This window comes from Flavobacterium sp. MMLR14_040 (assembly GCF_033657265.1).
Taxonomy (GTDB): domain Bacteria; phylum Bacteroidota; class Bacteroidia; order Flavobacteriales; family Flavobacteriaceae; genus Flavobacterium.
Genome location: NZ_JAWVWO010000010.1, coordinates 192,924 through 210,572, shown reverse-complemented (window position 1 = coordinate 210,572; position 17,649 = coordinate 192,924). Strand labels below are relative to the sequence as shown.

The 17,649-nt window shown below is 32.8% G+C and carries 14 protein-coding genes; 9 read left to right on the top strand and 5 right to left on the bottom strand.

Features of this window, described 5'->3' with window-relative positions; all coding sequences use genetic code 11:
- Positions 1–115 precede the first annotated feature (115 nt).
- The gene (locus tag SD960_RS15055; protein ID WP_318804409.1) at positions 116–2,761 is read left to right on the top strand and encodes a reprolysin-like metallopeptidase; all 2,646 of its coding nucleotides are present in this window, start codon (positions 116–118) and stop codon (positions 2,759–2,761) included.
- 72 nt (positions 2,762–2,833) lie between these two features.
- Here the strand turns inward: SD960_RS15055 and SD960_RS15050 are convergent, their stop codons facing one another.
- Positions 2,834–3,517 (bottom strand): ComF family protein, encoded by a 684-nt coding sequence (locus SD960_RS15050; protein WP_318804407.1) that lies wholly within the window; start codon positions 3,515–3,517, stop codon positions 2,834–2,836.
- A 98-nt stretch (positions 3,518–3,615) separates the two neighbouring features.
- Between SD960_RS15050 and SD960_RS15045 the strand changes: the two genes are divergently transcribed.
- The 5 genes from SD960_RS15045 to SD960_RS15025 all read left to right on the top strand — a co-directional run bounded on the left by SD960_RS15045 (position 3,616) and on the right by SD960_RS15025 (position 9,433).
- A complete protein-coding gene (locus SD960_RS15045; protein WP_318804405.1) occupies positions 3,616–5,154 on the top strand; it encodes a glycine--tRNA ligase in 1,539 nt (512 codons plus the stop codon).
- Positions 5,155–5,343: 189 nt separating this feature from the next.
- A complete protein-coding gene (locus SD960_RS15040) occupies positions 5,344–6,153 on the top strand; it encodes a LytR/AlgR family response regulator transcription factor (RefSeq protein WP_318804404.1) in 810 nt (269 codons plus the stop codon).
- Between the two features lie 176 nt (positions 6,154–6,329).
- Positions 6,330–6,590, top strand: a complete 261-nt coding sequence (locus tag SD960_RS15035) for a hypothetical protein (RefSeq protein ID WP_318804402.1) — start codon at positions 6,330–6,332, stop codon at positions 6,588–6,590.
- Between the two features lie 97 nt (positions 6,591–6,687).
- Entirely contained in the window at positions 6,688–8,745 is a 2,058-nt protein-coding gene (locus tag SD960_RS15030; RefSeq protein WP_318804400.1) for an ATP-binding protein, read from the top strand.
- Positions 8,735–9,433: a response regulator transcription factor gene (locus SD960_RS15025; protein ID WP_318804398.1), complete on the top strand. Its 699-nt coding sequence runs from the start codon at positions 8,735–8,737 to the stop codon at positions 9,431–9,433. Before SD960_RS15030 ends, SD960_RS15025 begins: the two co-directional genes overlap by 11 nt.
- Positions 9,434–9,521: 88 nt before the next feature.
- Here SD960_RS15025 and thiL read toward each other — a convergent pair whose 3' ends face one another.
- Entirely contained in the window at positions 9,522–10,568 is a 1,047-nt protein-coding gene (thiL, locus tag SD960_RS15020; protein WP_318804397.1) for a thiamine-phosphate kinase, read from the bottom strand.
- 151 nt (positions 10,569–10,719) lie between these two features.
- Here thiL and SD960_RS15015 point away from each other — a divergent pair, with 151 nt between their 5' ends.
- From SD960_RS15015 to SD960_RS15005, 3 genes are all read left to right on the top strand, one after another.
- Complete coding sequence (locus tag SD960_RS15015) at positions 10,720–11,652, top strand: 1-phosphofructokinase family hexose kinase (protein ID WP_318804396.1); 933 nt, start codon at positions 10,720–10,722, stop codon at positions 11,650–11,652.
- A gap of 569 nt (positions 11,653–12,221) precedes the next feature.
- Entirely contained in the window at positions 12,222–12,701 is a 480-nt protein-coding gene (locus SD960_RS15010; RefSeq protein WP_042562956.1) for a DinB family protein, read from the top strand.
- A 47-nt stretch (positions 12,702–12,748) separates the two neighbouring features.
- Positions 12,749–13,249 carry a DinB family protein gene (locus tag SD960_RS15005; RefSeq protein ID WP_318804394.1) on the top strand — a complete coding sequence of 167 codons (501 nt, stop codon included), beginning with the start codon at positions 12,749–12,751 and terminating at the stop codon, positions 13,247–13,249.
- Positions 13,250–13,287: 38 nt separating this feature from the next.
- Here SD960_RS15005 and SD960_RS15000 read toward each other — a convergent pair whose 3' ends face one another.
- The 3 genes from SD960_RS15000 to lepA form a co-directional block, all read right to left on the bottom strand.
- Complete coding sequence (locus SD960_RS15000; protein ID WP_318804392.1) at positions 13,288–14,244, bottom strand: YafY family protein; 957 nt, start codon at positions 14,242–14,244, stop codon at positions 13,288–13,290.
- A gap of 319 nt (positions 14,245–14,563) precedes the next feature.
- A complete protein-coding gene (locus tag SD960_RS14995; protein ID WP_318804390.1) occupies positions 14,564–15,178 on the bottom strand; it encodes an outer membrane beta-barrel protein in 615 nt (204 codons plus the stop codon).
- A 320-nt stretch (positions 15,179–15,498) separates the two neighbouring features.
- Positions 15,499–17,295 (bottom strand): translation elongation factor 4, encoded by a 1,797-nt coding sequence (lepA, locus tag SD960_RS14990; RefSeq protein ID WP_318804389.1) that lies wholly within the window; start codon positions 17,293–17,295, stop codon positions 15,499–15,501.
- Between the last annotated feature and the right edge of the window lie 354 nt (positions 17,296–17,649).

Here is a 17,649-nt window from a genome sequence, read left to right as displayed (position 1 = left end):
AAAGTCACTTTTTGGCATAATGGGTTCGCTGGTCGATAAAAAACCATTAATTGTCGTATATATGTAAGAATTTAATTTAATTCACTTAATTTTGATTTTTCTAAATCCCTTGAGTATGAATAAACAGCTACTATTTTTATTACTTATTTTTTGTTGTGTCAAAATTCATGCTCAAAATGATGATTTATGGCAAAGGAGTTCTGGTTCAGTTTTGAATAAAAATATAAATTCGTCTGATTCAGATAAATTGTATTATAAATTAAATTCAGATTTTCTGAAAGCAAAACTTTCACCGGCAACCAATAAAAGTTCAAAAAATAGTACTTCAGAAATTACAATTCCTAATTCGGAAGGTGTTTTGGAAAGATTTTCAGTTTGGGAATTTTCAAATTTTGATCCTGAATTACAGGCAAAATATCCTGAAATTAGAGCTTACGAAGGCCGTGGAATAGACGATAAATCAGCAAAAATACACTTTAGCGTTTCACCAATTGGTATGCAAACCATGGTAATTCGTGCCGATAAACCTGCTGAATTTATAGAGCAAAATCCGGATGATAAATCAGAATATATTTTATTTACTTCAAATAAAAGAGAAAGTTCGAAGTTAATTTGTAAAACTATTGATACAAAGTCTGATACTGATGTTTCAGGAAAAACTGCAAAAACAATTTCAAATAACAAAGTATTCAAAACGATGCGTTTGGCACTGTCCTGCACAGGTGAATACACGGCTTATTTTGGAGGTACAAAAGTAGGGGCACTTGCAGGAATGAATGCTACCTTATCCAGAGTTAACGGGATTTTAAATAAAGACCTCGCTGTGCAACTAATTTTAATTGCAAATAATGATGCCGTAATTTATACAAATTCTTCAACGGATCCTTATGCGAATGCAACTGATGGAGTAAAAGGCTCGTGGAATACACAAGTACAATCTACTTTAACCAGTGTAATTGGAGAAGCTAATTATGATATTGGACATTTATTTGGTGCATCTGGAGGTGGAGGTAATGCAAATTGTATTGGCTGTGTTTGTGTAAATTCTGAAAAAGGAAGTGCTTACACCTCACCATCAGACGGAAAACCAGAGGGTGATACATTTGATATTGATTTTGTGGTTCACGAAATAGGACATCAATTAGGTGCAAATCATACTTTTTCATATGATGCCGGAGAAAGAACCAGCGTAAATGTAGAACCGGGAAGTGGCTCTACTATTATGGGATATGCCGGAATAACAGATTATAATGTTCAAAACAATTCTGATGACTATTTTGCTTATGTTAGTATTTTGCAAATTCAAAATAATCTTGCAGGAAAAAGCTGTCCTGTTAGTACAGCATTGACAAATAATCCACCAACAATTGGTGCGGGTCCAGATTACACGATCCCAATTAGTACAGCTTTCGTTTTAACCGGTACAGGTTCAAATGTTGAAGGCAGTCTAACTACCTATAATTGGGAAGAAAATGATAATGCAACAACAACTTCGGGAGGTAACAGTATTGCATATGCCATTAAACCAGATGGACCATTATTTAGATCTGCAGCGCCTGGTAGTTCACTCGTTCGATATATGCCAAGTCTTAATTCTGTTCTTCAAAATAGATTAACAACAACCTGGGAATCTGTGTCGTCTATTGCAAGAACATTGCATTTTACTTTTACAGGCAGAGATAATGGGACTTTAGGAACAGCTCAAACGAATACTGATGCAATGACTGTAAACGTATCTTCTTTAGCTGGGCCATTTGCAGTTACTTCTCAAAACACGACTAGTATAAGTTGGGCGCCAGGATCTTATCAAACAATTGCCTGGAGTGTTAATAATACGAATACTTTGCAGGGATCTTCAAATGTAAATATTAAATTATCTACAGATGGAGGTTTAACATTTCCTGTAATTTTAGCCGCTAATGTACCAAACGATGGTTCTGAAACTGTGCTGATTCCAACAAGTTTGATTTCAACAAATTGCAGGGTTTTAATTGAGCCAACAGATAATATTTATTATGCTGTAAATAGCAAATCATTTGCAATTGGCTATATAGCATCAACAACATGTAATTTGTATAGTTTTGGGAGTTCATTCAATATTCCAACTTCAAGTACTTATACAACAAGAACTATCACTGTTCCTTCATCAACATCTACAATATCAAATGTAAGTGTCAACATAAATGTAACACATGCAAGATTTTCTGATTTAGAAATTGAAATAGTTAGCCCAAGTGGTACAGTTGCCCGATTGTTTAATAATGGGTGTGCAAATACAAATGCGACCATGTCATTGCAGTTTGATGATTCGGGTGTTGCATTAGATTGTGCAAAAACAACAACTCAAATTGTACTTCCGGTAGATGCATTGGCTGCATTTAATGGAGAAAACCCGCAAGGAAACTGGACTCTAAGAGTGCGTGATGCAGCTTCAGGAAGCTCTGGAAGTATAAATTCTGCATCGATAAATATTTGCAGTCAGACATTTACTTTAGGAACACCTGACTTTGAAAATATTGCTTTCGTTCTTTATCCAAATCCTAATAAAGGAAATTTTACGGTTCAATTCTCAAGTGATTCTACCAAAACTGTAAAGGTTTTTGTAAATGATATCTTGGGTAAAAATGTTTATACAAATTCTTTTAAAGGTGAAACTAACTTTATCCAGGACATTCAATTATCTGATGTATCGGCAGGTATGTATTTTGTAACAGTTATTGTTGGAGATAAAAGAACCGTGAAGAAGATAATAGTTTATTAAAATTCAATATTCAATACCAAATTCCAGTTTAATATGTTGTTTTTTGGAATTTGGTATTTAAAAAATTGAAATTTAAGAGTTCGCCATCGCCATACACACAATGCTTATTTTAATTCCGGGAATTTTTAGTAAAGCGCGTGAACAGGCTTCAAGCGTGGCGCCTGTAGTAAGTACATCATCAATAATTAATAAATGCTTGTTTTGATGCTTTTCTATAGAATGAACATCAAATATATTTTCGATATTTTCTGATCTTCCCAAGAGATTTTTTTTGGATTGTGTTTTAGAATATTTTTTTCGGTATAAAACAGTATCATCATAAGCAATTTCTAAGCCTTGTGCCAAAGTTTTTCCAAAGGTTGTAACCTGATTATAACCCCGTTCCTTAAATTTTCTTTTGTGCAATGGTACCGGAATTATAATATCAAAAGGAGTTTCTAATTTTAATTCTTTCAAATCCTCTACATACCAGTTTCCTAAAATAGTACCAATTTCTTCCTGTCCTTTGTATTTTAGATTATGAATAAGTTCCTGGACTATTCCTTTTTTATTAAAATATAAAAATGCAGATGCATATTCGATTTCAATCTTGCCGTAAAATTTTTTGACAGCCTCATTTTTGCTGTTCAAATGATATTGAGTCAGAGGCATTTCATGACGACAATTTGTACATAAAACATTTTCGGTTGCTAATAAAAGTTTACGGCATCCGGCACAAACTTTAGGGAAAAACAGGTTAAGAAGCGAATTAAACACAAATAGACAGAATTTAGTTACAAAAATAACCAAATCAATGCTTCAATCTTTATATTTTTTCTTTTTTTTAAACGTACTTTTTATATTTTTGCATCACTATGGCAAAACAAGAAGATATATTTAAGAATGTGGTTTCGCACGCAAAAGAGTACGGATTTATTTTTCCGTCAAGCGAAGTATACGATGGATTAAGTGCAGTGTATGATTATGCACAAAATGGAGTCGAATTAAAAAAGAATATCCGTGAATATTGGTGGAAATCAATGGTTCAGATGAATGAAAATATTGTCGGCCTTGATGCTGCGATATTGATGCATCCAACAACCTGGAAGGCTTCAGGCCACGTTGATGCTTTCAATGATCCGTTAATTGATAATAAAGATTCGAAAAAAAGATATAGAGCTGATGTTTTAGTAGAAGATTATGCTGAAAAGCTAAATCAAAAAGCTCAAAAAGAAATTGAAAAAGCAAAAGCTCGTTTTGGAGATGCTTTTAATGAAGAAGAATTTGTTACCACAAATGCTCGTGTTGTAGAATATCTTTCGAAATATAAAGAAATTTTATCAAGACTTGCAAAAGGGATGAGCGAAGATCTTCAGGATGTAAAAGCTTTAATCGAAGAATTAGAAATTGCTGATCCTGAAACCGGTTCAAGAAACTGGACAGATGTTAAGCAATTCAACCTAATGTTCGGAACAAAATTAGGAGCTTCTGCAGATTCTGCAATGGATTTATATTTACGTCCGGAAACAGCTCAGGGTATTTTTGTGAATTTCCTGAATGTTCAGAAATCTGGCCGTATGAAAATTCCTTTTGGAATTGCACAAACTGGTAAAGCGTTTAGAAATGAAATCGTTGCAAGACAATTCATTTTCCGTATGCGTGAATTCGAACAAATGGAAATGCAATTTTTCGTTCGTCCGGGAGAAGAAATGAAATGGTATCATCATTGGAAAGAAGCCCGTTTAAACTGGCATTTATCTTTGGGATTAGGAAAAGAGAATTACCGTTTTCATGATCACGAAAAATTGGCACATTACGCTAATGCTGCCGCAGATATTGAGTTTAATTTCCCATTCGGATTTAAAGAATTAGAAGGAATTCACTCTCGTACAGATTTTGATTTAAAAGCACACGAACAATATTCTGGTAGAAAATTACAATATTTTGATCCTGAACTAAATGAAAACTACGTGCCGTATGTAGTCGAAACTTCAGTAGGTTTAGATCGTATGTTCCTGGCTGTTTTTGCAACTTCATTACAAGAAGAAGCTTTAGAAGATGGTTCAACAAGAACAGTTTTAAAATTACCATCAGTTTTGGCACCAACAAAAGTTGCTATTTTGCCATTAATTAAAAGAGACGGTTTGCCTGAAATTTCTAAAAAAATAATCGAAGATTTGAAATGGGATTTTAGTGTAGCTTATGATGAAAAAGATGCAGTAGGCCGTCGTTACAGAAGACAAGATGCACTTGGAACTCCGTTTTGTGTTACTGTAGATCATCAAACAATTGATGATGAAACGGTAACAATTCGTCATAGAGATACAATGAAACAAGATCGTGTAAAAATTTCTGAGTTGAAAGATATTATCGAAAACGAAGTTTCTATGAAAAACTGGTTGATGAAAATGTAATTTTTTTTAAAAATCAATATATAAATCCCAAATTCCAATCGGAGTTTGGGATTTTTTAATTTTGTAAAGGTCTGTTTTATCTTATTATTTTAACATTCGTTTATACTTATCAACAATGAAATGTTTGATTAACGGAATTACGTAAATTAGATGCGCATACAAGTCTACAAACCATTTTTAAAAATAATATTGAAAAAGTATTCTTATATTATTATTGATGATAACGCTGAAGATATTTTGAAAACTCACGCGCTGGCTGAAGAGTTTTCAGAACTTACTTGTATTGCAACAGCTACCAATTATCAGGACGGATTGAATTTGGTTTTAGAACATAAACCTTCTTTTATTTTTTTAGAAATTGATCCCACAGAATTGTCCAGTAATTTATCGCTTTCCTTTATTAGCGAGTTACATCGATATCTTACAGAAGTTCCTAAAATAATTGTTACCACTTCTGCAAAAGAGCTTGCTTTTGATGCTATTCAATACAATGTTTTTGATTATATCCTGAAACCTGTTTTAGAGATTGATTTGCTTAAAATTATTCTAAAGCTGGATAAAACAACTTTAGAAACGAATTCTGCTAAAATTAAAAATAGAATTAATACTTCGGTAATTCCAGCTTCGCAACCTGCACAAATTGTAGATAAGCCGCTTATTTTATGCATTAAATCATATGGTGATTATCGTTATATATCTACAGACGATATTTGTTATTTTCAAGCCGATAATAATTCTACCGATATTTATTTGAGTTCCGGCGAAATGATAACGGCTTTTAAAACCTTAAAACATTTTGAGTTTGTTTTGTCACACCCATTTGTAAGAATTCACAATAGTTTTATTATCAATCAAGACTATATTTCCAGAATTCATAGCGGACACTCAGTTTGTTACATTAAAAATTCTCCGAAAAAAATTCCTTTTTCAAAAACCTATAAATCAAATGTTGATTTAATTATTGCTAATTTTTCTGCAGGAAATTACTTAGAAGTCTAAAAACTAAGTATTTACATCAATTTGACGTTCATTGACTATCAATTGGGCATGTTTTACCATAAACTGATTTTTTTGCACAATTTTTTTAAGTCCTGGTCTTAGATTTGTCCCATGATTTGCCACCAAAAGCAATCATAAGCCCCAAAAATAAATCAAAAACTAAACACCTCAAAAACATGAAAAAAGCAGCTTTAACAATCGGATTATTTTCTTTAGTAGTAGTAACAACTTCATTTACCGCGCCAGAAATGGAAGAAAATACTTTAAATAAAAACACCTATTTTGAAAAATCTGTTGATCCCAGAGGCGGTGCAACAGGTAGTCAAACTAGAAAAGTTGATGCAGTAATGCCAACTGAACAATCTGTCGATATAAACAACAGCTTAGATTTTACAGCTGTTAATCAATCTTTAGGCTTAAACAAAAAGCAAGATTAATTTAAATTAATTTACCAGATAATATTTAAGGCTGCCAAAATTTTGGCAGCCTTTTTTTGTATGTATAGTTTTAGTATTTTTGATGAAATTGATAACGTTGAAAAGAAAATTTCTCATACTATTATTTTTAATTTTTGTTTTTGGAGCTTGTTCTAAAAAAACAAATTCAGATAAAAATATAATTTCTTCCTCAGACAGTCTTCCAACTTATCTTTCATTAGCTAATGAAGAAAAATTACCTTTAAATTTTAAGCAAGATTATAATAGAAAAGCCTTGTCTATTATTTTAAATCAAAAAGATGATTCAATAAATAAGGTAAATCTTTTTAAAGTTGCCAATCGATATTACAATATGAGCGATTGGAAAGGCTACACCGAAACTACCAGATTAATTTTGGATCGATCAAAAAAATCTAATGACTCGTCCAATATTGCTAAAGCCTATTCATATTTAGGAGATTATTATGTAGTAAAATCTCTTGCTGATAGTGCTTTTATGAATTACTATAAGGCTGAAAAATTTTATTTAAGACTAAAAGATGAATATCATATCGCTAAAACGTTTTTAAATAAAGCAAGTCTTCAATATAATGAAGGTGATTTTTTTGAGAGTGAAATTAATGTCTTTAAGGCCTTAAGTAGTTTAAAAAAACAAAAAAATGTAAACGATCTTTTTTATGAGAGTTATAATCTTTTGGGAATATTATATAATGAAAGGGAAGAATATGACAAGGCACTTGAGTTTCAAAACAAAGCATTATTGGTATTAGAAGATAAATCAATACCATTAGAATTTCAATATAAAGCAACCTCATTAAATAATATAGGATATGTTTATTTAAAGACCTATAATTATAAAAAGGCAAAAGTTTTTTTTAGAGAAGGATTAGAACAAACAAATCTCTTTAAGAACAAGCCAACTTTATATGCTATACTATTGGATAATTTGGCTTACGCTAAATTTAAATTAAAAGAATCAGATCAATTGCCTGACTTGTTTTACCAGTCTTTAAAAATTAGAGATAGTTTAAAGCTTAAGGCAGAAATAATAGCCACCAAAATTCATTTGTCTGAGTATTTTGCTTTTAAAAAAGATACATTTAAAGCTATACAATTTTCAAAGCAAGCCTTAATGCAGGCTCGTACATCAGATAAATTAATTAATACTTTAATTGCTCTTAAACAAATTGCAATAGTTGACCCAAAAAACGCTTCTACTTATTCAAAAGAATATATTCATCTTAATGATAAGATGTTGAAGGCTGAACGTAATATGGGGGAAAAATTTTCGCGTATTGAATACGAAACTAATGAAATTAAAGATCAAAACTCCAACTTACAGGAAAAGAACAAAACCTTAGTTTATGTTTTTAGTATTTGTACTTTGGTGGGGTTGTTTTTCTACGTTTATAAAACCCAACAAGCCAGAAATAGAGAATTGCTTTTTAAACAGCAGCAGCAGGTTGCCAATGAAGATATTTATAATTTGTTGATTTCTCAGCAAAATGATATCGAATTAACACGTATAAAAGAAAAGAAAAAGGTTGCCCAGGAGCTGCACGACGGAGTTTTGGGCAGAATGTTTGGCATTAGAATAAGCCTTGACAGCCTGGAACAAATGGATGAAGACGAAGCATTGCCAAAAAGAAGAAAATATTTAACGGAACTTAAAAATATTGAAGAAGATATACGTGAAATTTCACATGATTTAAATAGAGAAAAATCCGAACTAATTAATAATTTTGTCCTAATTTTAAACAAATTGTTTGAAAACCAACAAAACACATATGCTTCGGAATTGATTACATCTATTGACCCCCAAATAAAGTGGGAATTAGTGAGCAATGCCGTAAAGATTAATTTGTACAGAATTGTTCAGGAAGCACTTCAAAACTGTAATAAATATGCTAATGCAGAAAAAATTACGGTTGAATTTAAAAGTGAAATAAACTATCTGATTTTGTCAATTTACGATGATGGGATTGGGTTTAATACCAAGAGAACAAAAAACGGAATAGGTTTGCATAATATTGAGTACAGAGCCGCAGAATGTAAAGGAAGTATGTCAATAAAATCTGTTCAGGGAGAAGGAACTTTACTGGTTGTAAAAGTGCCAATAGATCAAAAAATTAACCTGCAAAATAATGACAATTGAACAAAACCCCCCAGTTTCTCAATTAATTAGACGTAATGTATTAATAGTTGATGATCATCCTTTTATTATTGAAGGATACAAAAATGCTATTACACGATACCAGCCTAAGAAATATGATTTTGTTATTTCGCAGGCTTATGATTGCAGATCTGCTTATGATTTAATCGAGAATGAAGCCATTCCGAATTTCGATGTTGCTTTTTTAGACATTAGTATGCCGGCTTATGAAGAAAAAGATCTTTATTCTGGTGAAGATTTGGCAAAGTTAATTCTAAAAAAAATGCCCAATTGCAGCGTTATCCTGCTTACGATGTATACAGAATTACTGAAAATTAAAACCATAATCAGAACCATAAACCCAAATGGTTTAATAATTAAAAACGACCTTACGTTTGATGAATTGCTTTTTGCTTTTGATAAAGTAATGAAAAACGATAAATATTACAGTCAGTCCGTTCAAAAAATGCTGAATCAGTCGCCTCATAATTCTATTGAAATTGACGAATTTGATAAACAAATATTATTTCATTTATCAAAAGGCACTCCAACACACGAAATGCCGCAATATATTCCGATTTCATTAAACGCAATCGAGAAACGAAAAATCAATTTAAAAGAACTATTAAAAATAAAATCCGGCCTTGACGAAGAATTGGTCAAAGAAGCCAAGAGTAAAGGGCTTTTTTAGAATAAAAATTCCAATAAAAAAATTCCAAATTCCAATTGATACTCATTATCGTTGGAATTTGGAATTTTCTATTTTGGAATTTAAAAGTTTATTCGCTTAAAGCATCCCAGCCACGAGCTTTTAAAGGAATTTGAGTATTGGCACGTGTAACCAAATTTATTCCTTCACTTTCATCAGCCATATGGCCAATGATCGAAAAGTTTGGATTTCCTTTTATTTTGTCAAAATCATTAATGTCAATCGTAAACAACAATTCATAATCCTCTCCGCCATTGATCGCAACCGTTGTGCTGTCAATATTAAATTCTTCACAAGTCGAAATAAATTGCGGATCAAGCGGCAATTTATCTTCATATAAATTACAGCCCACTTTTGATTGTTTGCACAAATGAATAATTTCTGAAGATAATCCATCAGAAATATCAATCATCGAAGTTGGCTTAATTTCAAGAGCATGCAATAAAGTACGAACATCTTTTCGGGCTTCCGGCTTTAATTGACGTTCTACTAAATAAGTATAAGGATCTAAATCCGGCTGGCTGTTTGGATTAACCTGAAAAACCTGTTTTTCGCGCTCCAAAACCTGCAATCCCATATAGGCAGCTCCAATATCACCAGTTACAACAAGTAAATCAGTTTTTTTGGCTCCATTTCTATAAACAATTTCATCTTCATTAGCTTCACCAATAGCAGTAATGCTAATAATTAATCCTTTTTGAGATGAGGTTGTGTCTCCGCCAATAACATCAACTTTATACTCTTTTGCAGCGTGTGTAATGCCTTCAAATAATTCTTCAAGGGCTTCAAGTGGAAAACGATTAGAAACAGCTACAGAAACCGTTATTTGCGTTGGTTTGGCATTCATCGCACAAATGTCAGACACATTTACCACGACAGATTTGTAACCTAAGTGTTTTAATGGCATATATGCCAAATCAAAATGTACGCCTTCAATTAATAAATCGGTAGAAATAACTACTTTTTTATCTTTAAAATCAAGAACCGCGGCATCATCGCCTATACTTTTTAGAGTAGATTCTTGTGTAACATCAAAATTTTTGGTTAAATGTTCAATCAGGCCAAACTCGCCTAATTGCGCTAAACTGGTACGTTGCGGATTTTTATCTTCGATCATTTTTTCTAAGTTCCAATGTTTTTATGTTACAAAGGTACAAAGTTGTAAAGGTTTTGTCTAATTTTAATAAAAATCCCTTTAGTTTCATTAATAATAGAATACTAAATTGATGTTTTTTGAGATCTTTAAAAATAAAATAAAAAGTAAAAACATGAAATCATTTGATATAGTTACACTAACCGTAAATCCTTCGGTTGATAAAAGCACTCATTTTTCGGGGTTGATTGCTGAGCAGAAAATAAGATGCAAAGACCCTCAATTTGATGCGGGCGGTGGCGGAATAAATGTTTCTAAAGCAATTTCTCGCTTACGCGGAAATTCATTAGCCGTTTTTACAGCGGGCGGGCCAGTTGGAGAAATGCTAAAAGATTTGGTTACAGAAGAAAAGATAGATTTTGAAGTAATCGAAACCAAAACAGCAACAAGAGAAAATTTTATTGCTGTTGATGATCATACAAACTCGCAATATCGCTTTGGATTTTCGGGTGATGTTTTAGAAAATTCAGAAGTTGAGAAGATTTTAGAAACAATTTCGAATTTAAAGCCAAAATTTCTCGTTGCAAGTGGAAGTTTAAATGAAGGGTTGTCTGATGATTTTTATCAAAAAGTAGCAGAAATAGCAAAAGCCTCAAATTCAAAATTAGTTGTAGATACTTCTGGCGAAGCATTAAAGAAAGTTTTAGAAACTGGAGCTTATCTTATAAAACCAAATGTTGGTGAACTGGCAAAATTAATAGGCGTCGAACGTCTGGAAATGGAAGAAGTTGATGATGCCGCAAAAAAGATCATTGCAAAAGGCGGAGCCGAAATTGTAGTGGTATCACTCGGGCCACAAGGCGCAGTTTTGGTTACAAAAGACAATTGTGAATTTGTTCCCGCACCAAATGTGGCCAAAAAAAGTACCGTTGGAGCAGGAGATAGTATGGTAGGCGGAATGGTTTGGGCATTATCTCAAAATAAAAGCCTAAAAGAAGTAATTCGCTGGGGAGTTGCCTGCGGATCTGCCGCGACAATGAATGAAGGAACACAATTATTTAAATTTGAAGATGCCAACCGTTTATTTGAATGGTTGAAGAATAGGTAATTTTAGTTATAAGTTATTAGTTATGAATTATGAGTTTCGTTTGGCAGAGAGAATAAATAGATTTTTAATTATAATATTTCACACAATCTTAATCGTAGAGACGCACAGCAGTGCGTCTCACACCCAGTAACCACAATTATTTACACATCGTAACCACAATACAAAACCCGACAGGTTTTTAAAACCTGTCGGGTTTCGCCGCCAGATAAATAGATTTTCAATAATAATATTTAAAGAAACAGATATTCTCCACAATCTATATCGCCCATCTAAATCGTCGATCTATCGTAGAGACGCACAGCAGTGCATCTCCCGCGCAGTAACCACAATTTATATACACATCGTAAATGCAATACTAAACCTGACAGGTTTTTAAAACCTGTCAGGTTTGGCGTAACGGAATAAAATGGGGTCACGTTATGTACACGCACTGCTGTGCGTCTCTACAAATGCGTCTCTACGGAAATAAAAAAATAGAAAAATTTTCTATTTTTTTATTTCCTGTTGACAAACCGTTGTCACCAACCCTCAATAATTTTGAAGTATTAAATAATTAAAACTTTAAAATCATGAAAACATTAGCAGCCCAGGTAATTACTCCGGAAGATTTATTGAAACATTGGCAAGGTCACCGCGCCTTAACGCGTCGTGTAATTGAAGCGTTTCCTGAAAAAGACTTTTTTGAATTTTCTATTGCGGGAATGCGACCTTTTGCAAAATTAGCCGATGAACTTTTAGCCATTGCGGTTCCGGGTTTAAAGGGAATCGTGACTAAAGAAACAAAACCCTTTGCAGAGGATTCAGAAAAATTGGTTTTTAAAGCACAATACCTTGAAAAATGGGACGAAGCAACTGCCGAAATTAATGAGTACTGGCAAAAACTTTCTATTGAGGATTTTAATGAAACCTTTAATCTTTTTGGTCAATATGAATTTCCGGTAATTCAGAATATTCTATATTTTATTGATAATGAAGTACATCATCGCGGACAAGGTTATGTGTACCTGAGAGCTTTAGGAATTGAACCTCCTTTTTTCTGGGAAAGATAATCAAATTTTATATTATAACTTTATTGAAGAATCTAAAATTAGTGACCATGAGCTTAAAAAATATAATGTCCAATTATGCAGATTACAATTTATGGGTAAATCAACAATTCGTGAATTGGCTTTCGCCGAAATCTGATGAACTGCTTTATGCAGAAGTACCTTCGAGTTTTTCGACTATTATGAAAACACTCGATCATATTTGGTCGACAGAAGAATATTGGCTTTCTGTTATTTCTGAAACTTCTCTATTAGAAAAGAAATTGGAAAGTGAATTGTCTAAAGAAGAAATACTTTCAGGTTTATTAAATTCATCTAAAAAATTGGCCAATTTTATTAATTCATTGTCAGAAGAAGATTTTGTAAAAAAAGTTAAAATCATTAATCCCTGGTTTGAATGCGAGCTTCCAATTTCTGACTATTTACTTCAGGTTATCAATCATGGCACTTATCACAGAGGTCAGATTGTAACAATTGGAAGAAACATCGGAATTACAGATGCCTCAAATACAGATTATAATTTTTATAATGTTGTGAAAACTCAGCAATAAAATAAAAAACTCCCGAAGATATTTTCTCGGGAGTTTTTTTATAAAAGTCTTTTTCTGTTGACTTCTAATAATTCTAAAGTTCTAGTTTTAAGGCTTTCGGGCTCTAATATTGTAGCATAATCTCCAAACATTAAAAACCACCGCGGAAAACCATTGTCGACACTGCTGGACATAAAAGTCATTTCAATTTTTCCGTCGACTTCTTTTTCTGAAACAAAACCGTGATATTTTTTTTCGGTTACAAGATATCTTGCGATTTTCTTTTCGATCAAAATTCGAACTTTAGTCGTTGGAATTGTTTCTGTTTTATTTAAGTATGTTTCTAATGAATCATGTTCGATCGTAAAATCACAGTCTGTTTTTTTTATTGCTTGAATTCTGTCGGTTCGAAATTGCCTGTAATCTTTTCTTAAATGACAATAACCCAGAAAATACCAATTGTTATGGTCGTGAAAAACGCCGACAGGTTCAATATTTCGCTGCGTTACTTCTTCTTTATCAAAGGTTTTATAGGATAACAAAATTTGCTTTTTCTCGGCAATACTTTCAAAAAGAAGCGCCAGCGTATTAGGCGAATTATCATTAAACATGGGTTCTGCAGTTTGCATCACAACCCTCGATTCAATATTCGAAAGCCAGTCTTTGTCATTACTTCTCAAAACCGATTTCAGTTTATACATCGCCGATGCGTAATGATTTCCCAAAGATGGATCCGTGAATTTTTGCATCAGTTTTTCGGCAGCAATAAAACTGCTTACTTCTTCACGCGTAAACATAACGGGTGGTAATCTGTAACCTTCCATCAAAGCATAACCAACTCCGGCTTCACTATAAATAGGAACTCCCGATGCTTCCAAAGTTCGAATATCTCTGTAAATCGTTCTCAAACTACAGTCAAAACGATCTGCTAATTCCTGAGCTTTTACAATTTTTTTAGATTGTAACTGAATCAGAATAGCAACAATTCGATCAAATCGTTTTGGGGTTTCGTCCATTTTTTTAAGATGCTAAGTTACTAAGGTTCTAAGTTGCTGAGTTTTTGTAAAGCTTCAAAGATACAAAGCTTCAGAGTTTAAGAAATAAAAAATCTGTTCCAAATTAGGACAGATTTACTGTTAAAAATTATCAGCAATTTGAATGCATTTTAAAAATAGAACATTTTATCCACAACGTGTGCGTCTCTACAATCTGCTTTGTGGATCATATTATGTTCTAAAAATTGCAACAAAAAACCCGATAACGAATTATCGGGGTTTTTTGTTTGAATGTTTTACATCTTCATGATTATGCTTAATATCCGAAACTAATTAATCATTAAAATCTGTACAATAATCCAAATTCTGGCTGATCAAAAATGTTTTTAAATAAATTGATGTTCAAATTGAAAGTATCTGATGAAGGTCCGTTTTCTGGAGAAACACTGTTGTATGACAAAACATTTGCCAATGTAAAGGTTACTGCAATGTTTTTGGTGATAAAATAATTCAGACCAATATTAAGATCTGCCGTAATACTATTATCCGTGTCTTCTACTCCTTCAAATTCAGTTTTATTGCTTCCAAAACCTAATCCGGCTTCTCCAAATGCTTTAAAACGTTTTTTGTCCAATTCAAGAAAATAGTAACGCGCAAAGGCTCCAACGCCAAATACATTGATTTTGGTGTCAGTTGATTCTGTTTTACTGCTTTCATAATTTAATTTAGCTCCAATCGCTACTTTGTCATTTAGAAAGTAACCAAATTTTGGACTAAAGCCATAATAATCTTCATCTCCTCCGGTACTAATTTTAATTGAACCTTCGAGAAACATATCACCATTTTGAAAAGTGACACCTTTTGCCGAATTCATTTCTTCGTCAGCTTCGACTTGTTGTGCATTTGCAAATGAAAAAGTCAACAATGATAAAATAAATAAAAATTTCGTTTTCATAATAAAAGCTTTTAATGTTTGTAAGATTAAAGTTATATTTTTTATCTTAAAACATTTCTCAATCACGATCATATGAATTAATATTCAAAGCAATAGAGTTAAAAATTGCTTTTTTTATAAGTATTTACTGATGGTTTTTTGTTGCGAAAAATCTGCTTTTTATAAGTGTTTTATAATTTATATTTCAAGGAAAGTCCCGCAGCGGTTCAGTTTCTGCAATTGTATTACTGAGAGAATCTTTAAAAAAACAAACAAAAAACCCAACAACTTTCGTCATCGGGTTCATCTATATTATTCTCTTTATTCTTTCTTCTAAAAGACTAGTCGTTCAATTTCAAAACAGCCATAAAAGCTTCTTGCGGAATCTCAACGTTTCCAACTTGTCTCATACGTTTTTTACCTTTTTTCTGTTTCTCCAAAAGTTTACGCTTACGCGAAATATCTCCACCGTAACATTTTGCGGTAACGTCTTTACGAAGTGCTTTAATCGTTTCACGAGCGATAATTTTGGCTCCAATCGCAGCCTGAATCGGAATATCAAACTGTTGTCTCGGAATCAATTCGCGCAATTTCTCGGTCATTTTTTTACCGATGTTGTAAGCGTTGTCTTCGTGAATCAAAGCTGAAAGTGCATCAACTGTTTGGGCATTCAAAAGAACGTCCAGTTTTACTAATTTCGAAGTTCTCATTCCGATAGGAGAGTAGTCAAAAGAAGCATAGCCTTTAGAAACTGTTTTTAAACGATCGTAAAAATCGAATACAATTTCGGCAAGAGGCATATCAAAAGTTAATTCAACACGTTCTGTTGTTAAATATGTTTGGTTGGTGATTTGACCACGTTTTTCTATACACAAACTCATTACGTTTCCTACGAAATCAGCTTTTGTAATAATTGTTGCTTTAATATAAGGTTCTTCAACTCTGTCTAAACGAGAAGGTTCAGGTAAATCAGAAGGATTATTTACAACGAATGGAGTTTCAGGATCTTTTTTGGTATAAGCCAAATACGAAACGTTAGGAACTGTAGTAATTACAGTCATATCAAACTCACGCTCTAAACGTTCCTGGATAATTTCCATGTGAAGCATTCCTAGGAATCCGCAACGGAAACCAAATCCTAACGCTGCAGAACTTTCAGGTGTAAAAACTAACGAAGCATCATTCAGTTGCAATTTCTCCATCGAAGAACGCAAATCTTCATAATCTTCAGTATCAACAGGATAAATACCGGCGAAAACCATTGGTTTTACATCCTCAAAACCTGTAATCATATTTGTGGTTGGTGTTTTTGCGTCCGTTAAGGTATCACCAACTTTTACTTCTTTTGCTTCTTTAATTCCGGAAATCAAATATCCAACATCTCCAACAGAAATGACATTTTTTGGAACCTGATTTAATTTCAATGTTCCAATTTCGTCAGCAAAATATTCATTTCCAGTGGCCATGAATTTAATTTTCTGTCCTTTTTTGATTTCACCATTTACAACTCTAAAAATAACTTCGATTCCACGAAACGGGTTGTAAACCGAGTCAAAAATTAAAGCCTGTAATGGTTCGTCTTTATTTCCTTTTGGAGCAGGAATTTTTTCGATAATGGCAGCCAAAATATTTTCAACACCAAAACCTGTTTTTCCCGAAGCATGAATAATATCTTCTAATTTGCAACCTAGTAAATCGATAATATCATCACTAACTTCTTCAGGATTAGCACTTGGTAAATCTACTTTATTCAAAACCGGAATAATTTCCAGATCATTTTCTAAAGCAAGATATAAGTTAGAAATCGTTTGTGCCTGAATACTTTGTGCAGCATCAACAATCAAAAGCGCACCTTCACAGGCAGCAATTGAACGAGAAACTTCGTATGAAAAGTCAACGTGACCAGGAGTGTCAATTAAATTTAAAATATATTCTTCTCCCTTATAAGTATATTCCATTTGAATGGCGTGACTTTTAATGGTAATTCCACGCTCGCGCTCCAGATCCATGTTGTCAAGCAATTGTGCTTTTTCTTCACGAGCTGTAACGGTTTGTGTGGCGCCCAATAGTCTGTCTGCCAATGTACTTTTACCGTGGTCAATGTGTGCAATAATGCAAAAGTTACGTATCTTCTTCATTTTATAATGTCAATTCTCTATACGAGTTTTTAAGTATTTCGGGTATAAATTTACTCTGCAGCAATTGCGTTTAGAGCATGTAATTAAGGGGCAAAGATAGCGGAAAGTTTTGGATTCTGGAATGTAGTTCTTCGATTTTGAATTTTAAGGCTATAAAGTTGTCTTTTAGAATCTTAAATAACCATTATCAGGAATGTGATACGCAACAAAATCTTAAGGAATGTTTTTATTTGGGTATCTAATTGATTGAATGTTTGCCAAATAAAAATCAGAAATTAGTTTTAAGTGATAAATCGCTATTTTTTGTACGAATAATTGTCGGTTACAGAAAATATAATTATACTTGTATTCATT